Consider the following 26267-nt stretch of genomic DNA (forward strand, 5'->3'; position numbering starts at 1 on the left):
GACTAATGAATAATACGGGCCAGGAACTCGCGTGCCCGCTCCGAACGCGGGGCGCTGAAGAAGTCCTGCTTCGGGCTGTCCTCGACGATGCTGCCGTGGTCCATGAAAACGATCCGGTCGGCCACCTTGCGCGCGAAGCCCATCTCATGGGTGACCACCATCATGGTCATGCCTTCTTGCGCCAGCCCGACCATCACGTCGAGGACTTCGCCGATCATCTCCGGATCGAGCGCGGAGGTGGGCTCGTCGAACAGCATCGCCACCGGATCCATCGCCAGCGCGCGCGCGATCGCCACCCGCTGCTGCTGCCCGCCCGAGAGCTGGCTCGGGAACTTGTCCTTGTGCGCCAGCAGGCCGACGCGGTCGAGATAGGCCAGGCCGCGCTCGAGCGCTTCCGTCTTGCTGCGGCCCAGCACCTTGACCTGGGCAAGTGTCAGGTTTTCGCGTACAGACAGGTGCGGGAACAGTTCGAAGTTCTGGAACACCATGCCGATGCGCGCACGCAGCTGCGGCAGATCGGTCCTGGGGTCGCCCACCGGAATGCCGTCCACCCGCACCTGTCCTTCCTGAAAGGGTTCCAGCCCGTTGACGGTCTTGATCAGGGTGGATTTGCCCGAGCCGGACGGCCCGCATACCACGACCACGTCGCCGCGCGCGACCCGGGTACTGCAGTCGCGCAGCACTTGTACATTGCCGTACCACTTGCTGACATTCTCGATTTCGATCATCTGGTGCCTGTATTTGCGCCGTCCGCGACGGCTGTTGCGCACTGTTGCACGCGTTGTAAGCATGCTTGACAGCATTTCTAGCGACAAGGATACTTCGGAACTTGCCTTACCTACCAGAACGACCCGCCGTTCTCCCCGGATTTCACCCGATTATTCGCCTTGCGACAGTGCGATCCCTGCCGCGGGTTTTGCACAGCTCCACGAGACAGGAAGCATTATGGATAAAAAGAACCGCCTGACAACCTATATCCTGGTCGGCCTCGCGCTGGGGATCGTCGTCGGCTATGTGGCCAACATCAATCTGGCGGACCCGGCCGGATTCGCGGACACCATGTCGCTGATCACCACCATGTTCCTTCGCCTGATCAAGATGATCATCGCACCGCTGGTCTTCTCGACCCTGGTGGTCGGCATCGCCAAGATGGGCGACGCCAAGGAAGTGGGCCGCATCGGCATCAAGGCGCTGGGCTGGTTCTTCATCGCTTCGCTCATCTCGCTGTCGCTGGGCCTGATCCTGGTGAACCTGTTCCGTCCGGGCGACGCCATGGCGCTGTCGGGTGCGGTGCCGCCGGTCGGCACCGCGTCGGGCATCACCACCACCGGCCTGACCATGAAGGACTTCATCACCCACCTGATTCCGACCTCGATCTTCGACGGCATGGCCCGCAACGAGATCCTGCAGATCGTCGTGTTCTCGGTCTTCTTCGGCACCGCGGCGGCGGCCGTCGGCGCCCGCGCCACGCCGCTGATCGACGCGGTGGACGGTATCGCCCACATCATGCTGAAGCTGACCGGCTACGTGATGAACTTCGCGCCGATCGCCGTGTTCGCGGCGGTGGCCGGCATCATCGCCAAGAGCGGCCTGGGCGTGCTGTCGACCTACGGCATCTTCATGGCCGAGTTCTATGTCGGCATCCTGTTGCTGTGGGTGGTGCTGATCCTGATCGGCATGGCCTTCCTCGGCCCGCGCGTGCTGCGCCTGATCGCCGAACTGCGCGGCCCGACCATCCTGGCCTTCTCGACCGCCTCGTCGGAAGCGGCCTTCCCGAAGACCCTGGAGGGCCTGGAGCGCTTCGGCGTCAAGAACCGCCTGGCCGCCTTCGTGCTGCCGATCGGCTACTCGTTCAACCTCGACGGCTCGATGATGTACTGCACCTTCGCGGCCGTGTTCATCGCCCAGGCCTACGGCATCGAGCTGGAGCTGTCGACCCAGCTGACCATGATGCTGGTGCTGATGCTGACCTCGAAAGGCATGGCCGGCGTGCCGCGCGCCTCGCTGGTCGTGATCGCCGCCACCCTGGCCCAGTTCAACATCCCGGAAGCCGGCCTGCTGCTCCTGCTGGGCATCGACCACTTCCTGGACATGGCCCGTTCGGCCACCAACGTGATCGGCAACGGCATCGCCACCGCCGTGGTCGCGAAGTGGGAAGGCGACCTGGCGGATCCGAACAAGGATCCGGCCATCTCGCCGCTGCGCTGACAACGCCGCGAAGCGATTGCACTACCGAAGGCCTTCCAGCAATGGAGGGCCTTTTTTCCATCACTGCCTATAACAACATGAGGAGCGAGACATGAAAAAACTGAGCACCGCGGCAGGCCTGCTGCTGGTCGCGACCGGCGCCAGCGCCGCCACCCAGACCATCGACTGCGGCCGCCTGCTGGACGTCAAGAGCGGCAGCTGGCGCGAGCGCGTCAGCATTGTGGTCGAGAATGGCGTGGTGAAGTCGGTCGGGCCGACGACCCAGGCCCAGGGGAATGTCGACCTGTCGCGCCACGCCTGCCTGCCGGGCCTGATCGACATGCACGTGCACCTGACCAGCGAAACGGCGCCGGCCGTGGACGCCTACCGCGACCGCCTGACCGCCGATCCGGCCGACATGGCCCTGCGTTCGGTGAAATATGCCAGCCGTACCCTGATGGCCGGCTTCACCACGGTGCGCGACCTGGGCGCGGCCGATGGCCTGAACGTGTCGCTCAAGCGCGCCATTGCGGCCGGCGAGATTCCCGGCCCGCGCATGTTCACGGCGGGTAAGTCGATCGCCACCACCGGCGGCCACGCCGACCCGACCAACAACCTGTCGCACTTCCTGAGCGAGAAAGTGGGCACGCCCGGCCCCGAGCAGGGCGTGATCGACAGCCCGGAAGAAGGCCGCCAGGCCGTGCGCCAGCGCTACAAGGAAGGCGCCGACCTGATCAAGATTACCGCCACCGGCGGCGTGCTGAGCCAGGCCGCCAACGGCCAGAACTCGCAGTACACCGAAGACGAGCTCAAGGCCATCGTCAGCACCGCCAAGGACTACGGCTTCCGGGTCGCGGCCCACGCCCACGGCGCCGAGGGCATGAAGCGCGCGCTGCGCGCCGGGGTCGACTCGATCGAGCACGGCACCCTGATGGACGACGAGGTGATCGCCCTGTTCAAGAAGACCGGCCACTGGTACGTGCCGACCATTTCGGCCGGCCGCTACGTGGCGGACAAGGCCAGGGACCCGAACTACTATTCGGCCCTGGTGCGTCCAAAGGCGGCGGCGATCGGCCCGCAGCTGCAGGCCACCTTCGCGCGCGCCCACAAGGCCGGCGTCAAGATCGCCTTCGGCACCGACGCCGGCGTGTTCCCGCACGGCGAGAATGCCAAGGAATTCGGCTACATGGTGGAAGCCGGCATGTCGCCCGTCGAGGCGATCCGCGCCGCGACCGTGCACGCAGCCACCCTGCTCGACCAGGACAAGCGCCTGGGTTCGGTGGAGCCGGGCTTTGCCGCCGACATCATCGCGGTCGAAGGCGATCCGCTGCGCGACGTGAAGACCCTCGAGCAGGTCAAGTTCGTGATGAAGGACGGCGTGGTCTACAAGCAGCCGTAACATCGTGCACCATGGGCGCCGTGTGCTACGGCGCCCACCTTCTCACTTGGCCGCCTCCAGCGGCGGAGAAGCCAGCTCTTCATCCGGCCGCGCCAGCTGCCGTTCCCACATCTGCTGATACAGCCCGCGCGCCGCCAGCAGTGCGCCGTGCGTGCCGCGTTCGACGATGCGGCCGTGGTCCAGCACGATGATCTGCTGCGCGTCGGCGATGGTCGACAGGCGGTGCGCGATCACCAGGGTGGTGCGGTCCTTGGCGATTTCCTTCAGCTGCGCCTGGATCGCCTGCTCCGACTTCGAATCCAGCGCCGAGGTCGCCTCATCAAAAATCAGGATCGCCGGGTTCTTGAGCAGCGTGCGCGCGATCGCCACGCGCTGCTTCTCGCCGCCCGACAGCTTCAGGCCGCGCTCGCCCACCATGCTGGCATAGCCGTCCGGCAGGCTCTCGATGAAGTCGTGGATCGAGGCCGCGCGCGCCGCCGCCACGATGTCGTCACGCGAGGCGCCCGGGCGGCCATACGCGATGTTGTACTCGATGGTGTCGTTGAACAGCACCGTGTCCTGCGGCACGATGCCGATCGCCGCGCGCAGCGAGGCCTGCGTGATGTCGCGCAGGTCCTGGCCGTCGATGCGGATCGCGCCGCCGTTCACGTCGTAGAAGCGGAACAGCAGGCGCGACAGGGTCGACTTGCCCGAGCCGCTATGCCCCACCACCGCGGTCGTGGTGCCCGCGGGAATAGTGAAATCGACGTCGAACAGGATCTGGCGCTTGGCTTCGTAGCTGAACTCGACGTGCGAGAACTCGACCTGCGCGCCGTTGTTGGCGACATCGGTCACCAGCGGCTGCGCATGCGGGCCGTCGGCCACGTCGCGGTTCTGGTCGAGCAGCGAGAACAGGCGCTCCATGTCGGCCAGGCTCTGCTTGATCTCGCGGTAGATCACGCCGAGGAAGTTCAGCGGAATGTACAACTGGATCATGAAGGAGTTGACCAGCACCAGGTCGCCCAGGGTCATGGTGCCGGCGATCACGCCTTCGGTGGCGCGCCACAGGATCAGGGTGACCGCGGTGGCGATGATCAGCGACTGGCCGGTGTTCAGGAACGACAGCGAGGTCTGCGAACGCACCGCGGCGTTCTCGTAGTTCTGCAGGCCCTGGTCGTAGCGCGTGGCCTCGTACTCCTCGTTGCCGAAGTATTTCACGGTTTCGTAGTTGAGCAGCGAGTCGATGGCCTTGGTATTCGCCTTGGAATCGAGCTCGTTCATGGTGCGCCGGAAGTGCGTGCGCCACTCGGTCACGATCACGGTGAACGCGATGTAGCTGCTCAGCGCCACCGCGGTGATCACGCTGAACCAGATGTCGTAGTTGAGCACCAGGTAACCGAGCACCAGCGTCATTTCCACCAGCGTCGGCAGCACGTTGAACAGCGAGTAGGAAATCAGGGAATTCACGCCGCGCGTGCCGCGCTCGATGTCGCGCGTCATGCCGCCGGTCTGGCGGTTCAGGTGGAAGCGCAGCGACAGCGCGTGCAGGTGGCGGAACACTTTCAATGCGATGGTGCGCACCGCGCGCTGCGTCACGCGCGCGAACAGGAACTCGCGCAGCTCGGTAAACACCGTGGTGGACAGGCGCAGCAGGCCGTAGGCGACCAGCGCCCCGAGCGGCAGCACCAGCAGCGCCTGCGGGTCTTTCGGGTCGATCGTGAGCTGGTCGATCAGCTGCTTGAGCACCAGCGGCACGCCGACGTTGGCCATCTTGGCGCCGATCAGCGCGCCGAGCGCGGCCAGCACCCGCCATTTGTAAACCCACAGATAAGGGAACAGGGTGCGCAGGGTGGCCCAGTCATTGCGGGGAACGCCCTTCGAATCGGGCGGCAGGGGTACGTTACTGGAGGGTGTGCGGCGCATGGCAGGGCTGGGGGATTTATGGTTCAATTCGGGACGATTGTAGCTTTTACCGAGAAAACAAGATGACCACGCCACAAAATGCCGCCGCCGCCCCGACCACCCGCCTGCCAGAAGGCAAGATGCCGGAGCTGCGCGTGATGCCCGCGCCGTCCGATGCCAACGTGTACGGCGACGTGTTCGGCGGCTGGATCATGGCCCAGGTCGACGTCGCCGGCTCGCTGCCGGCCACCCGCCGCGCGAACGGACGCGTGGCGACGATCGCCGTGAATTCCTTCCTGTTCAAGCAGCCCGTGTTCGTGGGCGACCTGCTGTCCTTCTATGCCAACATCGTCAAGGTCGGCAATACCTCGATCACCGTATGCGTCGAAGTCTATGCCGAGCGCAACCGCCTGCAGGCGGATGTGGTGAAAGTGACCGAGGCGCAGCTGACCTATGTCGCCACCGGCCCGGACCGCAAGCCGCGCCAGCTGCCGCCGCTCGACTCGCTCATTTCGCATAGCTAGGCCAATGGCGTCGCGTCGCTCCTTCCTGCTCGACGCGGCGCGCTTCTCGAGTGCGCTGGCCGGCGGCAGCCTGGCCGGCTGCGCATCGGGCTCGAAAGGCCCCTACCCCTTCAGCCTGGGCGTCGCGTCCGGCTCGCCGCTGCCCGATGCCGTCATTCTCTGGACCCGCATCCTGAGCGACCCGCTCAAGCCCGAATCCACGCCGCCGGTCGCACTGACGGCGCGCTGGGAAGTCGCCGCCGACGAAGGCTTTCACAGGATTGCCGCGAAAGGCACGGCGCTCGCCGCGCCCGAACTGGCGCACAGCGTGCACGTGGACGTGAGAGGCCTGGCGCCGGGGCGCTGGTACTGGTACCGCTTCATGCTGGGCGACGCCGTCAGCCCGGTCGGCCGAACCCGCACCGCGCCGGCCCGCGACGAGATGCCGGCCGGGCTCAGGCTGGCGGTAGCCTCCTGCCAGCACTGGGAGTTCGGCAGCTATGCGGCGCACCGCCACATCGCGGCCAGCCATCCCGACCTGGTCGCCTTCCTTGGCGACTACATCTACGAGTGGGGCCCCTACCAGCTGCGCCATCCGGACCGGGCGGTGCGCAGCGACGAATCGTTCACGCTGCCGGACTACCGCAAGCGCTATGCGCAGTACAAGAGCGACCCCGACCTGCAGGCGGCGCACCACGCCGCGCCCTGGATCGTGACCTGGGACGACCACGAGGTGGCCAACGATTACGCCGGCCTGCGCGACGAACGCATGGCGCAGCACTTCGCAGCCCGGCGCGCCGCCGCCTACCAGGCTTTTTACGAACACATGCCGCTGCGCCTGCCGCGGGTGACACGCGACGGCTTCGCGTCGGTGCCGCTGTTCCAGCGCTATGACTGGGGGCGGCTGGCGCGCCTGCACGTGCTCGACGACCGCCAGTATCGCTCGCCGCAGGCGTGCGCCAAGTCCACCACGCGCGGCGGCTCGAACGCCGTGTTCGCGCGCGCCTGCGATGCATTGCGCGACCCACGCCGCACGATGCTGGGGGCGCGGCAGGAAGCCTGGCTGGAACAGGGATTGACGAGCTCGCGCGCGACCTGGAACATCCTGGCGCAGCAGACCCTGATGGCGCAGTCGAGCAGCGTGCCGGTCGTGAAGCCCGATGACGGGCGCTTCTGGACCGACGGCTGGGACGGCTACCCGGCGGCGCGCAGGCGCCTGCTCGACACCATCGTGAAGCACGGCGCGCATAATCCGCTGGTGCTGGGAGGAGACGTGCACACCTTCTATGCGGCCTCGCTGCGCCCGGATTTCTCCAGGCCGGCATCGAAGCAGAATGCGGTGGTGGCGACGGAATTCGTGGGCACCTCGGTGACCTCGAATTCACGCTCGCAGGAGCGCACGCTGGCACACGTGGACAACAACCCGCACCTGCTGTACGGGCGCAGCGACCGGCGCGGCTACATGCTGCTGGAGGTGGGGCAGAAAGAAACGCTGACGCACTTCATGGGGCTGGACGACGTGCGCGATGCGAAGTCGGCCATCGCGGAACTGGCTGCGTTCCGCGTGGCCGATGGCGTGGCCGGCGCCGAGCGCCTGGCCTGACGAGCTTCAGGCCGACGTCTTCTCGTCGCGCAGCTCGCGCCGCAGGATCTTGCCGACGTTGGTCTTCGGCAGCGTCTCGCGGAATTCCACGAACTTGGGACGCTTGTAGCCGGTGAGCTGCTCCTTGCAGTACGCCATGACCTGGTCGCCGCTGAGCGCCGGGTCCTTCTTGACGATGTACAGCTTGACCGCCTCGCCCGAGTGCTGGTCCGGCACGCCGACGCAGGCTACTTCCAGCACGCCCGGCATCGCGGCCACCACGTCTTCGACCTCGTTCGGGTAGACGTTGAAGCCCGACACCAGGATCATGTCCTTCTTGCGGTCGACGATGCGGGTATAGCCCTCGTCGTTCATGATGCCGACGTCGCCTGTCTTGAAGAAACCGTCCGGGGTCATGACCTTGGCCGTCTCGTCGTCGCGCTGCCAGTAGCCGGCCATCACCTGCGGGCCGCGCACGGCGATTTCGCCGGCGGTGCCGAACGGAACCTGGTTGCCGGCTTCGTCCAGGATGCGGATCTCGGTCGAGGGCAGCGGCAGGCCGATGGTGCCGGTGAAGTTCGTGATGTCGCAGCGGTTGGCGGTGACCACCGGCGAGGTCTCCGACAGGCCGTAGCCCTCGACGATCGGAATACCCGTGATCGCCAGCCACTTGTCCGCCACCGCCTTCTGCACCGCCATGCCGCCGCCCGGGCACACCAGGAGGCCCGAGAAATCGAGCTTGGCGAATTCCGGGTTGTTCACCAGGCCGTTGTACAGGGTATTCACGGCCGGGAAGATGTTGATGCGGAAGTCGGCCAGCTCCTTGATGAAGCCGGGGATGTCGCGCGGGTTCGGGATCAGGAGGTTCATGCCGCCCACGCGCAGGCCCAGCAGCGCGCAGACGGTCAGCGCATAGATGTGGTACAGCGGCAGCGCGCACACGAACTGCGCCTGCTCGCCGGGCTTGAGCTTGGCTAAAGTCGGCCCGAACCAGGCTTCGTTCTGCAGCACGTTGGCGATCACGTGCTTGTGCAGCAGGACCGCGCCCTTCGAGACGCCGGTGGTGCCGCCGGTGTACTGCAGGAAGGCGATGTCGTCATGGCCGATGGCGACCGGATGCAGGGTCGCGCCGGAAGCCTCGGCCAGCATGCGCTTGAAAGCGATCGAGCCCGGCAGCGACCAGGCCGGCACCATCTTCTTGACCTTGCGCACCACCAGGTTGACCAGCAGGCCCTTCACGCCGCCCAGCAGGTCGCCCATGCTCGCCACCACCACGTGCTTGACCTGGGTGTGCTGGATGACCTGCTCCAGCGTGTGGGCAAAGTTTTCCAGCACCACGATGGCCTCGGCGCCCGAATCCTTGAGCTGGTGCTGCAGTTCGCGCGGGGTGTACAGCGGATTGACGTTGACGATGACGTAGCCGGCGCGCAGCACTGCGGCCATCGCCACCGGATACTGCAGCACGTTCGGCAGCATGATGGCCACGCGCGCGCCGGGCTTGAGGCCCTTGCCCTGCAGCCAGGCGGCCATGCGGCTGGACAGGCGGTCCAGTTCGGAGAACGTCAGGGTCTTGCCCATGCACGCATAGGCCTGGCGGTCGGCGTACTTGCGGAACGCCTCCTCCAGCAGATGCGTCAGGGAGCGGTACTGCGTCGGGTCGATCTCCGCGGGCACCCCCTCCTCGTACGACTTGAGCCAAAACTTGTCCATCCGTGCCTCACCTTCCGTGTCTGATACTGTCCAATAAAACGCGAAGCCGCCCGGGACACGGGCGGCTTCGCAGGCCCGCCCTTCAGGCCGGCCGTCGTGCTGCGTCAGGCGGTGGTTTCCGCCTGCTTCTCGTCCCGCAATGCGCGCCGCAGGATCTTGCCGACATTGGTCTTCGGCAGCTCGTCGCGGAACTCGATGTACTTCGGTTTCTTGTAGCCGGTGAACTGCTGCTTGCAGTAATCCATCAGCTGCTCGGTGGTCAGGTTCGGGTCCTTGCGCACCACGAACACCTTCACCGCTTCGCCGGAATGCTCGTCCGGCACGCCGATCACGGCGCATTCCAGCACGCCCGGGTGGCCGGCGATCACGCCTTCCAGCTCGTTCGGGTAGACGTTGAAGCCCGAGACCAGGATCATGTCCTTCTTGCGGTCGACGATCTTCACGTAGCCGTTCTCGTCCATGATGCCGACGTCGCCGGACTTGAAATAGCCATCCGGCGTCATGACCTTGGCCGTTTCGTCCGGGCGGTTCCAGTAGCCAGCCATCACCTGCGGGCCGTGGATCGCGATCTCGCCGATCTGGCCGACGCCCATCGGCTTGCCTTCGTCGTCCAGGATCGCGATGTCGGTGGACGGGATCGGCAGGCCGATGGTGCCGGTGAAGTCCTTCACGTCGGCGCGGTTGCAGGTGGCCACCGGCGCGGTCTCCGACAGGCCGTAGCCCTCGATGATGCTGGAGCCGGTGATCTGCTTCCATTTGTCGTTGACGGCCTTCTGCACCGCCATGCCGCCGCCGTTCGACACCTTCAGGCCCGAGAAGTCCAGGCTGGCGAAGTCGGGGTGGTTCACCAGCGCGTTGTACAGCGTGTTCACCGCCGGCAGCATGTTGACCTTGTACTTGCCCAGCTCCTTGATGAAAGCCGGGATGTCGCGCGGATTCACGATCAGGATGTTCAGCGCGCCGGTGCGCATGCCCCACATCGCGCAGGCCGTCAGCGCGAAGATGTGGTACAGCGGCAGCGCGCACACGATCACGGTCTGCTCGTTCGACTGCCCCATGGCCGGCGCCGACCAGGCTTCGGTCTGCAGCACGTTGGCGATCACGTTGCGGTGCGTGAGCGTCGCGCCTTTCGACACGCCGGTGGTGCCGCCGGTGTACTGCAGGAAAGCGACGTCCGACGACTTGAGCTCGACCTTCGTGAACGGCATCTTCGCGCCCTGCGACAGCGTCTCCTTGAAGCGCACCATGTTCGGCAGCGAGTATTCCGGCACCATCTTCTTGATTGTCCGGACCACGAAATTGACCAGCATGCCTTTTGCGCCGCCCAGCATCTCGCCCATGCTCGCCACCACCACGTGCTTGAGCGGGGTCTTGCCCATGACCTGCTGCACCGTGTGCGCGAAGTTCTCGAGCACGATGATCGCTTCGCTGCCCGAGTCCTTGATCTGGTGCTCGAGTTCGCGCGGCGTGTACAGCGGGTTCACGTTGACCACCGTGTAGCCGGCGCGCAGCACGGCCGCGATCGCGATCGGATACTGCAGCACGTTCGGCATCATGATCGCCACGCGCGCGCCGCGCTCCATCCCGCGGCTCTGCAGCCAGGCCGCCAGCTTCCTGGAGCAGGCGTCCAGTTCGCCGTAGGTCAGGTACTTGTCCATGCAGACGTAGGCGTTGCGGTCGGCGTACTTGTTGAAGGATTCCTCCAGCATGTGCACCAGTGAGCCGTACTGGTCCGGGTTGATTTCGCTTGGTACGTTCGGGGGGTACGACTTCAGCCAGATCTTGTCCATCGGGTGCCCTTTTGTCTCGTATATTGTCGTTGTGGTCCGAGCGGCCGCGCGCGCGCGAAGCTTGCGCCTTTGCTATCGCCTGTTTGTGATGCTATCGGGCAGCGACAACTGACGCAAGTTCTTTTAAGTCGATTGGAACGTGTCCTCTACATGAGCTTATCTTGCCAAACCCGTTCCCAAACCCGTTTCCAAACCGGTTCCCTCGCCCATGGTGCGCTGCACCACGAGCGGTACGGTGAGGGGCGGCGCCGCCAGCGTCGCCAGCACACGGTGGCGGTCGGTCTTGTCCAGCGCGGCAAGCCGCCTGACCGATTTGTAGAAGGCGCCCCAGGAACGCTCCTTGCGCAGCAGCGCACGAAAGGCCGGGACGAAGTCGTTGTAGGTGGCGATCGAGGCCAGGTGGGCATTCGACAGCGGCTCGGCGAAGAAGCGGTCGTAGCCGGAATAGCCGCCCCAATTGGCCTTCAGTACCTGGTAGTCGTCCTTCAGCGCGATGAACAGGCGTGACTTGGTGCTGCGTTTCTCGTCGCGGCTCATGGCGCTGGCATAGGTCTTCTCGAGTTCGCCGCGGTAGCGCACCAGCAGCGCCATGAAGTCCCTTTTACGCGCCGTGTAGCGCTCGAAGGCCTCGACCATCGCCGGGTTGCCGAAGCGCTCCAGCCAGCCTTCGACGCCGGCCTGCTCGACCGCGCTGGCGAAGGATTCGTTGAACTTCGAATCGCCCGGCACGTAGACCACCTGGTGCGCCAGCTCATGGAAGATCAGGCGCGCCAGCTCGGCGTCCGGGTAGTGGATGAATGTCGAGATCAGGGGGTCGCTGAACCAGCCCAGGGTCGAATAGGCGCTGACGCCGCCCACTTCCACGTCGTGGCCCTGGCTGCGCAGTTGTCTCGCATAGGCCTGGGCTTCCCGCTTGCTGTAGTAGCCGCGGTAGTTCACGCAGCCGGCCACCGGGAAGCACCACTGCATGGGCTTCAGCGACAGCTCGGGCGTGGCGACCACGTTCCACAGCACGTAGGGACGCTTGATGTTGGTGAAGTTGGTGTAGCTGCCGTTGTCGGGCAGCGCCAGTTCCTGGATGGCGTAGCGCCGGATCTGGCGCGCCGCTTCGAGGCGGTGGCGCAGCCTGGTATTGGTGGCGGGATCGGCCAGCCAGTCATCGATCGGACGGGAATCCGTCAGCAGTTCGAGCTGGCCCTGGGCGGCCTGGGAGTAGTAGGAAAGAGAGGAACTGAGGGATGAGCAGCTTGACAACATCAGGGCCGCCGCTGCGGCGGCCATCAGGGGCCGGAAGGCCTGGGAAAATCTAGAGGATTTCATCTCGCGTCGATGATGCGGCCTTTTCGACCTGCACCAGGGTATCGTAGAAAGTAGGCGCCCTGCCCATGTCGGTCAAGCGCTGGCTGGTCACTTCGTTGGCATTCTTTCCGTCGCTGGCGAGTTTCTTCCACCAGACCGACAAGCCCACCACCAGCCCTTCGCGCGCCTTGTCGGTGACGCGTGCACGGGCAACGAACGAGCCGCGGTCATTGAAAATACGCGCCATGTCACCGTGATCGATGCCGCGTCGTGCGGCGTCGTTCGGGTGGATGTCGAGGTGCGGCTCGCCCTCAGTTGCGCGTAGGCTCTGTACATTGACAAAAGTTGAGTTGAGGAAGTTCCTTGCCGGGGGCGAAATCATCGCCAGCGGGTACTTCCGCGCCAGTTCCGGATTGGAGGCGCTCGACTCGTACGGCGGGATATACGCCGGGACCGGGTCGAGCCCGTCGCGCGCCATGCTGCTCGAATAGAATTCGCACTTGCCCGACGGGGTCGGGAAGCCGCCCTCGGCAAACGGCGCCTCCGGCATATCGAGTTTCTGCCAGCCCTTGCGCTTGAGCGATTCCCAGTCGAAGTGCACGGCGCGCGCATGGCGCTTGTCGAAGGCCTGGGCGGCCAGTTCGTCGTCGGTCTCGCGGAAGCAGGGGTCGTCGAAGCCCATGCGCGCGGCCAGCAGGCGGAAGAATTCGGTGTTCGGTTTCGCTTCGCCCACCGGTGCGATGGCGGCGTTGTTGGCCATCATGTACAGGTGGCCATAGGCCAGGTGGGCATCGACGTGCTCGAGCTGGGTGGTGGCCGGCAGCAGGATGTCGGCATAGTCGGCGCTGTCGGTCTGGAAGTGCTCCAGCACCACGGTGAACAGGTCTTCGCGCTCGAAGCCTTTTTGCACCTTGGCGGAATCGGGCGCGATCGCCAGCGGGTTGGCGTTGTAGACGATGACGGCTTCGATCTTCGGGCCGAATGCGGGTGAGGCATCCTTGAGCAGGTCGTCGCCGATGGTGGTCATGTTGATGGTGCGCGGCATGCGGCCATCGAGCAGGTCCGGGCGCTGCAGGACCGGACGGTTGGCCGGGAACGAACCCGAGGTCGACAGCTGCACGCCGCCGGCCTTGTGGCGCCAGGCGCCGACCAGGGCCGGCAGGCAGGCGATGTTACGCACCGACATGCCGCCGCCGCGCACGCGCTGCAGGCCGTAGTTCATGCGGATCGCCGCGCCCTCGCCGCTGCGTGCGGTCTGGCCGTACAGGCGTGCCAGTTCGACCACTTCGCCGGCCGTGATGCCGCAGGTGTCGGCGGTGCGCTCCGGCGTCCATTCGAGGGCGCGCGCCTTCAGTTCCGCATAGCCCAGCGTGTAGTTCGCCACGTAGTCGTGGTCGATCAGGTCTTCGGTGATCAGGACATGCATCATGCCCAGCGCCAGCGCGGCGTCGGTGCCCGGCAGCAGGGCGATGTGCTGGTGGCACTTCTCGGCCGTCAGCGAACGATAGGGGTCGATCGCGATCAATCTGGCGCCGCGGCGCTTGGCTTCCTGGACCCGCATCCACAGGTGCAGGTTGGAGGCGATCGGGTTGCCGCCCCAGATCAGGATCAGCCTGGCGTCCTGGAAGTGTTCGATGTCGGTGCCGATCGCGCCGCCGATGGTGTACTTGTAGCCGGTGGCGCCGGCCGTGGCGCAGATGGTACGGTCCAGCAGCGAGGCCCCGAGCTTGTTAAAGAAACGCAAAGACATCGAATCGCCTTGCACCAGCCCCATGGTGCCGGCATAGCTGTAGGGCAGGATGGCCTGCGGATCGCGCGCGGCGATCCCGGTCAGGCGCGCGGCGATCTCGTCGATCGCTTCGTCCCAGCTGATGCGTTCGAACTTGCCCTCGCCCTTGCGGCCCACGCGGCGCATCGGGTACAGCACGCGGTCCGGGTGGTAGGTGCGCTCCACATAGCGCGACACCTTGGTGCACAGCACGCCGGCCGTGGTCGGATGCTCCGGATCGCCCTTCACCTCCAGCGCCACGCCCTTGTCGACGGTGACGAGGATGGCGCAGGTATCGGGGCAATCGTGGGGGCAGGCGGCGCGGACTTGTGTGACTGACATGGGCGGGATAAGGGGGGAATTACTTCGTGAAACCAATACTCTATCCGATTCCGGCGCGCTCCGTGCCCCCCTCTTTGATCGACTGTTTGAGGCAGGCTACAATGGTTCACACCATGCAATGCAAGCATGACAAAAAATGGAGAGTCAGATGAAACTCGTTGAACCTATCCTTGCGCATCAAGCGGAACTGCAGGAGATCAGGCGCGACCTGCATGCGCATCCGGAACTGTGCTACGAAGAGCAACGCACCGCCGACATGGTGGCGGCACGCCTGACCGAATGGGGCATCCCGATCGTGCGCGGCCTGGGCGTGACCGGTGTGGTTGGCATCATCAAGAACGGCAGCTCGGAACGCGCGATCGGCCTGCGCGCCGACATGGATGCCCTGCCCATGCAAGAGATCAATGGCTTCGCCCATGCTTCGCGCCATCCGGGCAAGATGCACGCCTGCGGCCACGACGGCCATACCGCCATGCTGCTCGGCGCCGCGCACCATCTTGCGCAGCATCGCAACTTCGACGGCACCGTCTACCTGATCTTCCAACCGGCCGAAGAAGGCGGCGGCGGTGCACGCCGCATGATGGACGACGGCCTGTTCGAGCAGTTCCCGATGCAGGCCGTGTACGGCATGCACAACTGGCCCGGCATCCCGGAGGGGAACTTCGGCGTCGTTTCCGGGCCGATGATGGCCTCCAGCAACGAGTTCCGCGTGACCGTGCGCGGTAAGGGCGCCCATGCGGCGCAGCCGCACCGCGGCATCGATCCGGTGATGGTGGCGGTGCAGATCGCCCAGGCCTGGCAGACCATCGTGTCGCGCGAAAAGAATCCGCTGGAATCGGCGGTGCTGTCCATCACCCAGATCCATGCGGGCAGCGCCACCAATGTCATTCCCGACGAGGCCGAGCTGGTCGGCACCGTGCGTACCTTCTCGACCGGCGTGCTGGACCTGATCCAGCGCCGTATGGAAGAAATTGCAAACGGCGTGGCGGCAGCCTTCCATGCCTCGGTCAACTTTAACTTCAAGCGCAATTACCCGCCCCTCATCAACCATCCGGAACAGACCGGGTTCGCGGTCGAGGCGATGCGCGACGTGGTGGGGGCGGAGCGGGTCGACACGAACGTCGAGCCGACCATGGGGGCCGAAGATTTCGCCTTCATGCTGCAGGAAAAGCCCGGCTGCTATGTCTTCATCGGCAACGGCGAAGGCGCGCATCGCGCCGGCGGACACGGGCTGGGGCCATGCCAGTTGCATAACACCAGTTATGACTTCAATGACAATCTGCTGCCGATCGGGGCGAGCTTCTGGGTGCGGCTGGTGGAGATGAGCCTGCCGAAGGGCTGATGTTGTAGGGTGGGCGGCTTCGCCGTCCGCGCGTTCACGTCACGGAAATGCAGCCAGCGCGGCTGTTCGATTGCTGGTTGAACGCGCGGTCGGCAGAGCCGACCACCCTACGGCAGTCGGTCCGCCCCGTCGCCCAGCCTCAAGCCGGGATTGATCTGTTCCAATGCGAGCAAGGCGGCCGCATGATCCGCCGTCGGCATCAGCGTCTCGATCGTCTCGTACTGCCGCGTCACCAGTTCCGTCACCGGCAGCGTCAAGCCCGCCGCCTCTGCTGCCGCCAGCACATTTCTCAAATCTTTCAACTGGCTCTTGACCTGCCCGCCCGGCATGAAGTTCCGGTCCAGCATGCGCTGGCCGTGCACCTCGAGAATGCGGCTGCCGGCGAAGCCGCCGCGGATTGCCTCGCGCACCGCCGCCGGATCGGCGCCGGCCGCCTGTGCCAGCAGCAAGGCTTCGGCCACGACGTTGAGCGTGGCGCCGACGATCAGCTGGTTGCACAGCTTGGCCACCTGCCCGCTGCCGACCGGCCCGACGCGCTGCGGCCGGCCCATCGTCGCGAGCAGGTCGAACACCTGGTCGACATCCGCCTGCGCGCCGCCGGCCATGATGGCCAGCGTCCCGGCCTCGGCGCCGCCAACGCCGCCCGACACCGGCGCATCCACGAAGCGGCATCCATGCTCCGCCAGGCGCGCGTGGAAGGCCAGTGCTTCGTCGTGCCGGGTCGAGCTCATGTCGATCCACAGGGCGCCCGGGTCGAGCGCGGGCAGCGCGGCCTCGATCACCGCCCCCACTACCGGTCCCGCTTCCAGCATGGAGATGACCACCTGCGCGCCATGCACCGCCTGTGCCAGCTCGGCCACCGCGTGCACCCCGCTGCCGCGCACGGCCTCGGCCTTGGCAAATGTGCGGTTCCAGGCGCGCACGGTGTATCCAGACTGCGCAATGCGCCTCACCATCGGCCCTCCCATCAGCCCGATGCCGAGGAAGGCGATGCTTGTCATCAGAACAGTCCCAGGAATTTCTTGACGGTGTTCTTGCGGCCCGGGACGATCAGGTCGGTCACGCCCTTGGCGTTGAAACCATCCAGCAATGCCGGGAAACCCTTGCGCTTCACGAGGTTCAGCTCGGCCTCGTAGAGCGGCACCACGCAGTGGAAATAAATATCCTTGCCATCGCGCTCGAGCGAAGCGAACGCTTCCGGCGCCGACGCCGGCGGCAGCAGGATGGCGCCGCTGAAGTCGACACCCTTCGCGTAGGGCTTGGCCGGATCGCCGTTCGGCACCGTATGGCCGAGGCCGAGCCAGGTGGCGTGCCGGTGCGGATAGTGGGCCAGGTGGCGCAGCAGGGCCACCGGCCAGTACCAGCGCTCGTCCTGCACCGATTGCTCGTCCAGCTTCCAGTCCGCCGGCAAGGCCAGCATCAGCTCGGCGAAGGGCGGCGCGCCGTCCGGCACGGTCATCGGACGGCTGCTCATGCCCGAGGTCACCAGGCGCATGAAGGGGGTACGCTCGCTGGCCGGCACCACGTGGATGTCGACCTGCACCGGGTCGGCGATGGTGTCGTGGAACACGGTATCGATCCGGCCGAGGTGAGCGGCAATGTGGTCCGCGATGGGATCGTGCGGCAGGATGGCAGGCGCTACCTGCTGCTGGGTCGGCGCGGCAAGCGGATACAGGGGAGTGCTGGTCGGTTCGGTCATGCGAGACTGGAGAAAAGAATTTGCGTTCTGCGGGGCGTCTATCATACCTGCGTGGCAGCGCAAGGTGGCGAACGGCGACTATTTGTTCACGCTAGTACAATAGTGCATTGCACAATATTTTGGTCTTGTTAAGAAAGTAAGACATGTCCACCATGAAGAAACTTGCCGGCATCGCCGCTTCCTTTGCCGCCGTTTTTTGCGTCCAGACCGCCTACGCACAAACCTCCCAGGTCTTGGGTGGCTGGATCGACTCGGCCTCGTTCGGCATCGGCACGAATCCCGAGCAGCGCATGCTGCGCCTCGCCGTGCAAAAGGATTGGGACCAGCGCTGGTTCGCACGCAATGGCTACCACCTGTCGGGCTATTGGGAAACCAGCCTGGCCTTGTGGCGCCTGCGCGCCTACCAGAACGTCCCTGGCCGCAAGAAGAATATTGCCGTGGCCGGCTTCACGCCCGTGCTGCGCTACCAGAGCGACAGCAGGCTCGGCCTGTATGGCGAGGTCGGCATCGGCGTCAATCTGTTCTCCAGCCTGTACAAGAACGAGGACAAGGAACTGTCCACCGCTTTCCAGTTCGGCGACCACATCGGTGTCGGCTACACGACCGCCAGGTGGGACTTGGGCCTGAGGTTCCAGCATTACTCCAACGCCAGCATCAAGAGCCCGAACGCCGGCGCCAACTGGATCGTCGCCAAGGCGGCCTACCGCTTCTAAGTACTCGCGAGAAATAAATGGGCGTTTCGGCAAACAGAACCGGCGCTGCGGCTTGCCGATGCGATGCAAGGCGGCGAGTGCGCCGTAGTGCGAGTATTACGGCGCCTTGATCAACACCGCGAAAGCCAGGCGCGGCGCCGAGACCGTACGCCAGTACGGCGCGACGCGGCCACGCAGCTATTGGGGGAATTGTTCGGCGCGCCCAGCTTGTTTTTCAGTGGCAAACGTACAAGCGCCCGCTGCCATGTATGACACAATCGGGCCGAGGCGGGCCGCCCGGCCGGCCGGTATCACGAGGCCCGATTGACCGACCCCAGCATCATCAAGCGCTATCTGCCATGGCTGGTCGCCACTGCCCTGTTCATGGAGCAGCTCGACGCCACCATCGTCAACACCGCCATCCCGAGCATCGCGGCCAGCCTGCAAGTCACGCCGCTGAGCCTGAAATCGGTGGTCACCAGCTACATCCTCGGCCTGGCCGTCGGCATCCCGCTCAGCGGCTGGATGGCGGACCGTTTCGGCACCCGGCGCGTGTTCTTCACCGCGATCAGCATCTTCACCATTGCCTCGGTCCTGTGTGGCTTCTCGATCAATGCCCAGATGATGACCGCCGCCCGCCTGCTGCAGGGCCTGGGCGGGGCGATGATGATGCCGGTCGGGCGCCTTGCCATCGTACGCACTTTCCCCAAGAACGAACTGCTGGGTGCGATGAACTTCGTCATCATTCCGGCCCTGATCGGCCCGCTGCTGGGGCCGACGGTCGGCGGGCTGATCGTGCACTGGACGACCTGGCGCATGATCTTCTTCGTCAACGTGCCGGTGGGACTGGCCGCGCTCTACCTGGTCTGGAAGCACATGCCCGACTACCAGGGACACGAAAAACGCCCACTCGACGTCATCGGCCTGCTCCTGTTCAGCAGTGGCACCGCGATCCTGTCCTGGCTGCTGGAAGTGTTCGGCGAGCACACGCTTGGGGCGATAACAGGCGGACTGATGCTGGCGCTGTCGCTCTGCCTGCTGGGCACCTATAGCTGGCACGCCCTGCGCACCCGCTACCCCTTACTGCGGCTGAGCCTGTTCAAGGTGCGTACCTTCCGCATTTCTGTGGCGGGTGGCTTCGTGACCCGGCTGGGCGTGGGCGGCCTGCCCTTCCTGTTGCCATTGTTGTACCAGCTCGGCCTGGGCCTGCCGGCCTGGCAGTCGGGCCTCTTGATGATGCCCGCCGCGCTGGCCGCCATGGGCATGAAGTTATTTGCGCCGAGGCTGCTGGCGCGCTTCGGCTACCGCAACATCCTGACCGTGAATACCATGTGCATCGGGCTGACGATCGCCATGTTCACCCTGGTCGGACCGGGCACGTCTTTCTACCTCATCGTCGCGATCAGCCTCGCGCAGGGCTTTTTCAACTCACTGCAGTTCTCGAGCATGAACACGCTTGCCTACGCCGACATCGAACCGCAGGATTCGAGCATGGCCAGTACGATGTCGAGCTCTTTCCAGCAGCTGTCGATGAGCTTCGGCCTGGCGGCGGGCTCGATCGTGACGGCCTGGTTCCTGGGACCGGTGGCGCAGGACAACCGGGCGATGGTGGCGCAGGCTCTGCACCACGGTTTTGCGACCCTGGCGGCGATGACGCTGTTGTCCTCCGCGGTGTTCTGGCGCCTGCGCCGCAACGACGGCGACAGCATCAGCCGCGGCGAGGTCAAGGCCAAGGAAGCGGAACCGGTCGAGACCGGCCAGGGCCGGTAGCGTCAGCCAAGGCCGTTGGCGCTCGCTTGCGCCAGGAGCGGCACGGTGGCCGCCCCGTAGCCGCAAGCCCCTGGACCGCCCCCCCCGGGGCATCGAACGCCGGCAGAGACCCGTCAATGACGGCCGTGCCCCCGGCCGCGGCCGCGTCCCCAGCTCCGACCGTCATGGTGGCCCCGCGCGTTACGCCAGCCGTGGCCGCGGTCGTAGCCATGGCGCGAGCCGCCGTAGTAGCCGAGTCCAAGATTCAGTTCGACCGGCGGGCCGGCATACGTGGAGTAGCCGCCGCCGTAATACGGGTCGTAGCCCGCGTAAGGCGGGCCATATACCGCACAACCGCCGAGTCCGGCAGCCAACAACAATCCGGCCGCACACCGTTTCATTACATGCATGCTTCGAGCAGTCATCTGCGCCTCCTGATGGTGAACCTGGGTTCAGTCTAGGCGCACGCAGGATGGTTTCAACGGAAGTTACGTTTGCTAACCCGCTTCCTTATTGCAGAAACAAGGTCCTGGGTCGACCTTGCACCGGATCCGTTCTGCGGGATTTTGCTTGTGCAAACGCAAAAAAGCCCACCAGGATCACCTGGTGGGCTTTTTCATATAACTAGCCTGACGATAACCTACTTTCACACTGGTTGCAGCACTATCATCGGCGCAAAGTCGTTTCACGGTCCTGTTCGGGATGGGAAGGGGTGGGACCGACTTGCTATGGTCATCAGGCTTTGACTTGTCTGAGTTTTACCAATCGGTAAAACTCACAATCCGGGAAGAAGTAAGTTTCTTTTTATTCTTGGGGTAGCAGTATCAACAAACTGCAGCTGTATTTCTTGACTTGTTCTATATCCTACCAAGGTTATAGGGACAAGCCGTACGGGCAATTAGTACTGGTTAGCTTAATGCATTACTGCACTTCCACACCCAGCCTATCAACGTCCTGGTCTCGAACGACCCTTCAAGGAGCTCAAGGCTCCGGGAAATCTCATCTCAAGGCAAGTTTCCCGCTTAGATGCTTTCAGCGGTTATCTCTTCCGAACTTAGCTACCCGGCAATGCCACTGGCGTGACAACCGGTACACCAGAGGTTCGTCCACTCCGGTCCTCTCGTACTAGGAGCAGCCCCCTTCAAATTTCCAACGCCCACGGCAGATAGGGACCAAACTGTCTCACGACGTTTTAAACCCAGCTCACGTACCACTTTAAATGGCGAACAGCCATACCCTTGGGACCGGCTACAGCCCCAGGATGTGATGAGCCGACATCGAGGTGCCAAACTCCCCCGTCGATATGAACTCTTGGGAGGAATCAGCCTGTTATCCCCAGAGTACCTTTTATCCGTTGAGCGATGGCCCTTCCATACAGAACCACCGGATCACTATGTCCTACTTTCGTACCTGCTCGACTTGTCGGTCTCGCAGTTAAGCACGCTTATGCCATTGCACTATTAGCACGATGTCCGACCGTACCTAGCGTACCTTCGAACTCCTCCGTTACACTTTAGGAGGAGACCGCCCCAGTCAAACTGCCTACCATGCACTGTCCCCGATCCGGATAACGGACCAAGGTTAGAACCTCAAACGAACCAGGGTGGTATTTCAAGGTTGGCTCCACCGGAACTGGCGTCCCGGTTTCAAAGCCTCCCACCTATCCTACACAGATTGGTTCAAAGTCCAATGCAAAGCTACAGTAAAGGTTCATGGGGTCTTTCCGTCTAGCCGCGGGTAGATTGCATCATCACAAACATTTCAACTTCGCTGAGTCTCGGGAGGAGACAGTGTGGCCATCGTTACGCCATTCGTGCAGGTCGGAACTTACCCGACAAGGAATTTCGCTACCTTAGGACCGTTATAGTTACGGCCGCCGTTTACTGGGACTTCAATCAAGAGCTTGCACCCCATCATTTAATCTTCCAGCACCGGGCAGGCGTCACACCCTATACGTCCACTTTCGTGTTTGCAGAGTGCTGTGTTTTTATTAAACAGTCGCAGCCACCAGTTTATTGCAACCCTTTCACCCTTCCACAGTAAAGTGGTCAAGCTACCGGGGCGTACCTTATCCCGAAGTTACGGTACCAATTTGCCGAGTTCCTTCTCCCGAGTTCTCTCAAGCGCCTTAGAATACTCATCTCGCCCACCTGTGTCGGTTTGCGGTACGGTCTCGTATGACTGAAGCTTAGAGGCTTTTCTTGGAACCACTTCCGATTGCTTCGCGGCATAAAGCCACTCGTCTCGACCCCTTGAATTCCGCGCCCGGATTTGCCTAAGCGCCTTCTATGAGTCAAAAACTAGCTATTCCAACAGCTAGACAACCTTCCGCGATCCGTCCCCCCATCGCATCATACGACGGTGCAGGAATATTAACCTGCTTCCCATCAGCTACGCATCTCTGCCTCGCCTTAGGGGCCGACTCACCCTGCTCCGATGAACGTTGAACAGGAAACCTTGGGCTTACGGCGTGCGGGCTTTTCACCCGCATTATCGCTACTCATGTCAGCATTCGCACTTCTGATACCTCCAGCATCCTTCACAAGACACCTTCGCAGGCTTACAGAACGCTCTCCTACCATATCTATTGCTAGATATCCGCAGCTTCGGTGACTGGCTTAGCCCCGTTACATCTTCCGCGCAGGACGACTCGATCAGTGAGCTATTACGCTTTCTTTAAATGGTGGCTGCTTCTAAGCCAACATCCTGACTGTTTTAGCCTTCCCACTTCGTTTTCCACTTAGCCAATCTTTGGGACCTTAGCTGGCGGTCTGGGTTGTTTCCCTCTTGACGCCGGACGTTAGCACCCGACGTCTGTCTCCCAAGCTCGCACTCATCGGTATTCGGAGTTTGCAATGGTTTGGTAACTCGCAATGAGCCCCTAGCCATAACAGTGCTCTACCCCCGATGGTGATACTTGAGGCACTACCTAAATAGTTTTCGGAGAGAACCAGCTATTTCCAGGTTTGTTTAGCCTTTCACCCCTACCCACAGCTCATCCCCTAATTTTTCAACATTAGTGGGTTCGGACCTCCAGGGCGTGTTACCGCACCTTCATCCTGGCCATGGGTAGATCACCTGGTTTCGGGTCTACACCCAGCGACTGTCGCCCTGTTCGGACTCGATTTCTCTACGGCTCCCCTATTCGGTTAACCTCGCCACTGAATGTAAGTCGCTGACCCATTATACAAAAGGTACGCCGTCACCCCACGAAGAGGCTCCGACTGTTTGTATGCACACGGTTTCAGGATCTATTTCACTCCCCTCCCGGGGTTCTTTTCGCCTTTCCCTCACGGTACTGGTTCACTATCGGTCGATTACGAGTATTTAGCCTTGGAGGATGGTCCCCCCATGTTCAGACAGGATTTCTCGTGTCCCGCCCTACTTGTCGTACGCTTAGTACCACCGTTTGGATTTCGTGTACGGGGCTATCACCCACTATGGCGCTTATTTCCAGAAGCTTCCACTATCCAATCGACTATCACGTACAGGCTCATCCCATTTCGCTCGCCACTACTTTGGGAATCTCGGTTGATTTCTTTTCCTGCAGCTACTTAGATGTTTCAGTTCGCCGCGTTCGCTTTGCATACCTATGTATTCAGTATGCAATGACCTAAAAGGCCGGGTTTCCCCATTCGGAAATCTGCGGATCAAAGTGTGTTTGCTCACTCCCCGCAGCTTATCGCAAGCTACTACGTCCTTCATCGCCTGTAATCGCCAAGGCATCCACCATGTGCACTTATTCGCTTGTCCCTATAACGTTGGCCCCTGCTGACAACAGGGATCGTCATAGAAAATCAAGAGTACAGCTTGTTGCATGTTTGTTGATACTTGATTACTACCCTAAGTGTGCACTTTTACATGCACGCTTAAAAAAACTTTACTTCTTCCAGATTGTTAAAGAACGAAAAAACAGTGATCTCGAAAAGACCAAACCTAAACCGCAGAGGCTTACGTTTGTGCTTTCAGAACCAGGTAATGGTGGAGGATGACGGGATCGAACCGACGACCCCCTGCTTGCAAAGCAGGTGCTCTCCCAGCTGAGCTAATCCCCCATAAATCATCACGAAAAAGTACAAACCTACTTTTTCGTGGATCCAGGTAAAAATCACTGGCAAAGCCAGATGATTTTTAGAGACTAAACCCGACGATGATAACTTGGTAGGGCTGGTTGGACTCGAACCAACGACCCCCGCGTTATCAACACGGTGCTCTAACCAGCTGAGCTACAGCCCCGACATACACTGTTGTTCTCTTTACTAACAGCCGATAAGCGTGGACGCTTGATGTGGAGACAAGCTCCGGTGCTACTCTAGAAAGGAGGTGATCCAGCCGCACCTTCCGATACGGCTACCTTGTTACGACTTCACCCCAGTCACGAATCCTACCGTGGTAAGCGCCCTCCTTGCGGTTAAGCTACCTACTTCTGGTAAAACCCGCTCCCATGGTGTGACGGGCGGTGTGTACAAGACCCGGGAACGTATTCACCGCGACATGCTGATCCGCGATTACTAGCGATTCCAACTTCATGTAGTCGAGTTGCAGACTACAATCCGGACTACGATACACTTTCTGGGATTAGCTCCCCCTCGCGGGTTGGCGGCCCTCTGTATGTACCATTGTATGACGTGTGAAGCCCTACCCATAAGGGCCATGAGGACTTGACGTCATCCCCACCTTCCTCCGGTTTGTCACCGGCAGTCTCATTAGAGTGCCCAACTAAATGTAGCAACTAATGACAAGGGTTGCGCTCGTTGCGGGACTTAACCCAACATCTCACGACACGAGCTGACGACAGCCATGCAGCACCTGTGTGAAGGTTCCCTTTCGGGCACTCCCAAATCTCTTCAGGATTCCTTCCATGTCAAGGGTAGGTAAGGTTTTTCGCGTTGCATCGAATTAATCCACATCATCCACCGCTTGTGCGGGTCCCCGTCAATTCCTTTGAGTTTTAATCTTGCGACCGTACTCCCCAGGCGGTCTACTTCACGCGTTAGCTGCGTTACCAAGTTAATTAAAACCCGACAACTAGTAGACATCGTTTAGGGCGTGGACTACCAGGGTATCTAATCCTGTTTGCTCCCCACGCTTTCGTGCATGAGCGTCAATCTTGACCCAGGGGGCTGCCTTCGCCATCGGTGTTCCTCCACATCTCTACGCATTTCACTGCTACACGTGGAATTCTACCCCCCTCTGCCAGATTCAAGCCTTGCAGTCTCCAATGCAATTCCCAGGTTGAGCCCGGGGCTTTCACATCAGACTTACAAAACCGCCTGCGCACGCTTTACGCCCAGTAATTCCGATTAACGCTTGCACCCTACGTATTACCGCGGCTGCTGGCACGTAGTTAGCCGGTGCTTATTCTTCAGGTACCGTCATTAGCGCAGAATATTAGTCCGCACCGTTTCTTCCCTGACAAAAGAGCTTTACAACCCGAAGGCCTTCTTCACTCACGCGGCATTGCTGGATCAGGCTTGCGCCCATTGTCCAAAATTCCCCACTGCTGCCTCCCGTAGGAGTCTGGACCGTGTCTCAGTTCCAGTGTGGCTGGTCGTCCTCTCAGACCAGCTACTGATCGTCGCCTTGGTGAGCCTTTACCCCACCAACTAGCTAATCAGACATCGGCCGCTCCAAAAGCATGAGGCCCGAAGGTCCCCCACTTTCATCCGTAGATCGTATGCGGTATTAGCGTAACTTTCGCTACGTTATCCCCCACTTCTGGGTACGTTCCGATGTATTACTCACCCGTTCGCCACTCGCCACCAGGCCGAAGCCCGTGCTGCCGTTCGACTTGCATGTGTAAAGCATGCCGCCAGCGTTCAATCTGAGCCAGGATCAAACTCTTCAGTTCAATCTCTGTTTGTTGACTCTTTCGAGTCATCCGCATTGCTGCGGAGTCGCTCACTCAAGATACTGACCGTTATCTCATTGCTGAGACAACGCTTAATACTTTTGTGAACATTTGATAATTTAAGTATGCAGCTGATTGCTCAGCTGGCACCTTCATCAAACGCCCACACTTATCGACTGTTGATTGTTAAAGAACCTTGTTCTGTACTACCTTGCTGCACCGTGCGAAGCGTTGTGTTCGTCAGCAGCAGAGAAGAGAGATTATGCAGCGTTTCGCTTAACTCGTCAACTCCTTGTTCGCTTCGTCCCAGAATTTCTTCTTTCGACCTCATCAACTGATCTCGGCAAGCTAAGCCTCTGATTTCGTTGACGTTTTCGGTGACGCTTTGCAGCGCTCCCGGAAGCGGAGGCGAACTATAGCAAACGTTTTCCGTGCCCGCAAGGCCCTTTTGGAAAAAACTGCCCCGGAGCGGT

At 62.3% G+C, this 26267-nt stretch carries 16 protein-coding genes, 2 tRNA genes and 3 rRNA genes; 7 read left to right on the top strand and 14 right to left on the bottom strand.

What is annotated here, in order from left to right; translation table 11 throughout:
* Window positions 1-2: 2 nt before the first annotated feature.
* On the bottom strand, window positions 3-728 hold the full coding sequence (locus IM543_22985; GenBank protein ID QOY94306.1) for an amino acid ABC transporter ATP-binding protein: 726 nt from the start codon (window positions 726-728) through the stop codon (window positions 3-5).
* Between the two features lie 217 nt (window positions 729-945).
* Here IM543_22985 and IM543_22990 point away from each other — a divergent pair, with 217 nt between their 5' ends.
* Entirely contained in the window at window positions 946-2208 is a 1263-nt protein-coding gene (locus tag IM543_22990; protein QOY94307.1) for a dicarboxylate/amino acid:cation symporter, read from the top strand.
* A 91-nt stretch (window positions 2209-2299) separates the two neighbouring features.
* Window positions 2300-3586, top strand: coding sequence for an amidohydrolase family protein (locus IM543_22995; protein ID QOY94308.1), 1287 nt, complete (start codon window positions 2300-2302; stop codon window positions 3584-3586).
* Between the two features lie 42 nt (window positions 3587-3628).
* On the opposite strand, the gene IM543_23000 is transcribed toward IM543_22995, so the two are convergent.
* Complete coding sequence (locus IM543_23000; GenBank protein QOY94309.1) at window positions 3629-5488, bottom strand: ABC transporter ATP-binding protein/permease; 1860 nt, start codon at window positions 5486-5488, stop codon at window positions 3629-3631.
* A 62-nt stretch (window positions 5489-5550) separates the two neighbouring features.
* Here IM543_23000 and IM543_23005 point away from each other — a divergent pair, with 62 nt between their 5' ends.
* On the top strand, window positions 5551-5991 hold the full coding sequence (locus IM543_23005; protein ID QOY94310.1) for an acyl-CoA thioesterase: 441 nt from the start codon (window positions 5551-5553) through the stop codon (window positions 5989-5991).
* A gap of 4 nt (window positions 5992-5995) precedes the next feature.
* Entirely contained in the window at window positions 5996-7573 is a 1578-nt protein-coding gene (locus IM543_23010) for an alkaline phosphatase D family protein (GenBank protein ID QOY94311.1), read from the top strand.
* A gap of 6 nt (window positions 7574-7579) precedes the next feature.
* Here the strand turns inward: IM543_23010 and IM543_23015 are convergent, their stop codons facing one another.
* The 4 genes from IM543_23015 to IM543_23030 all read right to left on the bottom strand — a co-directional run bounded on the left by IM543_23015 (window position 7580) and on the right by IM543_23030 (window position 14461).
* On the bottom strand, window positions 7580-9262 hold the full coding sequence (locus tag IM543_23015) for a long-chain-fatty-acid--CoA ligase (protein ID QOY94312.1): 1683 nt from the start codon (window positions 9260-9262) through the stop codon (window positions 7580-7582).
* Window positions 9263-9366: 104 nt separating this feature from the next.
* Window positions 9367-11052: a long-chain-fatty-acid--CoA ligase gene (locus IM543_23020; GenBank protein QOY94313.1), complete on the bottom strand. Its 1686-nt coding sequence runs from the start codon at window positions 11050-11052 to the stop codon at window positions 9367-9369.
* A 156-nt stretch (window positions 11053-11208) separates the two neighbouring features.
* Window positions 11209-12333 carry an aminopeptidase gene (locus tag IM543_23025; GenBank protein QOY96829.1) on the bottom strand — a complete coding sequence of 375 codons (1125 nt, stop codon included), beginning with the start codon at window positions 12331-12333 and terminating at the stop codon, window positions 11209-11211.
* Between the two features lie 25 nt (window positions 12334-12358).
* Window positions 12359-14461 (bottom strand): molybdopterin oxidoreductase family protein, encoded by a 2103-nt coding sequence (locus IM543_23030; GenBank protein QOY94314.1) that lies wholly within the window; start codon window positions 14459-14461, stop codon window positions 12359-12361.
* A 148-nt stretch (window positions 14462-14609) separates the two neighbouring features.
* On the opposite strand from IM543_23030, the gene IM543_23035 reads away from it, so the two are divergent.
* A complete protein-coding gene (locus tag IM543_23035; GenBank protein QOY94315.1) occupies window positions 14610-15803 on the top strand; it encodes an amidohydrolase in 1194 nt (397 codons plus the stop codon).
* 107 nt (window positions 15804-15910) lie between these two features.
* On the opposite strand, the gene IM543_23040 is transcribed toward IM543_23035, so the two are convergent.
* Both IM543_23040 and IM543_23045 read right to left on the bottom strand, forming a co-directional pair.
* The gene (locus IM543_23040; GenBank protein ID QOY94316.1) at window positions 15911-16804 is read right to left on the bottom strand and encodes an NAD(P)-dependent oxidoreductase; all 894 of its coding nucleotides are present in this window, start codon (window positions 16802-16804) and stop codon (window positions 15911-15913) included.
* Entirely contained in the window at window positions 16804-17502 is a 699-nt protein-coding gene (locus tag IM543_23045; protein QOY94317.1) for a suppressor of fused domain protein, read from the bottom strand. The genes IM543_23040 and IM543_23045 overlap by 1 nt, the downstream gene beginning before the upstream one ends.
* A 143-nt stretch (window positions 17503-17645) precedes the next feature.
* On the opposite strand from IM543_23045, the gene IM543_23050 reads away from it, so the two are divergent.
* Complete coding sequence (locus tag IM543_23050) at window positions 17646-18215, top strand: acyloxyacyl hydrolase (GenBank protein ID QOY94318.1); 570 nt, start codon at window positions 17646-17648, stop codon at window positions 18213-18215.
* A 363-nt stretch (window positions 18216-18578) separates the two neighbouring features.
* Window positions 18579-19964, top strand: a complete 1386-nt coding sequence (locus IM543_23055; protein ID QOY96830.1) for a DHA2 family efflux MFS transporter permease subunit — start codon at window positions 18579-18581, stop codon at window positions 19962-19964.
* Window positions 19965-20077: 113 nt separating this feature from the next.
* On the opposite strand, the gene IM543_23060 is transcribed toward IM543_23055, so the two are convergent.
* The 6 genes from IM543_23060 to IM543_23085 all read right to left on the bottom strand — a co-directional run bounded on the left by IM543_23060 (window position 20078) and on the right by IM543_23085 (window position 25794).
* Entirely contained in the window at window positions 20078-20353 is a 276-nt protein-coding gene (locus IM543_23060) for a hypothetical protein (GenBank protein ID QOY94319.1), read from the bottom strand.
* A gap of 217 nt (window positions 20354-20570) precedes the next feature.
* Window positions 20571-20683: ribosomal RNA gene (gene rrf, locus IM543_23065) — 5S ribosomal RNA — on the bottom strand.
* 137 nt (window positions 20684-20820) lie between these two features.
* A 23S ribosomal RNA gene (locus tag IM543_23070) occupies window positions 20821-23696 on the bottom strand.
* Window positions 23697-23922: 226 nt separating this feature from the next.
* Window positions 23923-23998: transfer RNA gene (locus IM543_23075), tRNA-Ala, on the bottom strand.
* A 104-nt stretch (window positions 23999-24102) separates the two neighbouring features.
* Window positions 24103-24179, bottom strand: a tRNA-Ile gene (locus IM543_23080).
* Window positions 24180-24259: 80 nt separating this feature from the next.
* Window positions 24260-25794, bottom strand: a 16S ribosomal RNA gene (locus IM543_23085).
* The 16S, 23S and 5S rRNA genes sit together here with 2 tRNA genes alongside, the layout of an rRNA operon.
* Window positions 25795-26267: the final 473 nt, after the last annotated feature.

This window comes from Massilia sp. UMI-21 (genome assembly GCA_015277795.1).
GTDB lineage: Bacteria > Pseudomonadota > Gammaproteobacteria > Burkholderiales > Burkholderiaceae_D > Telluria.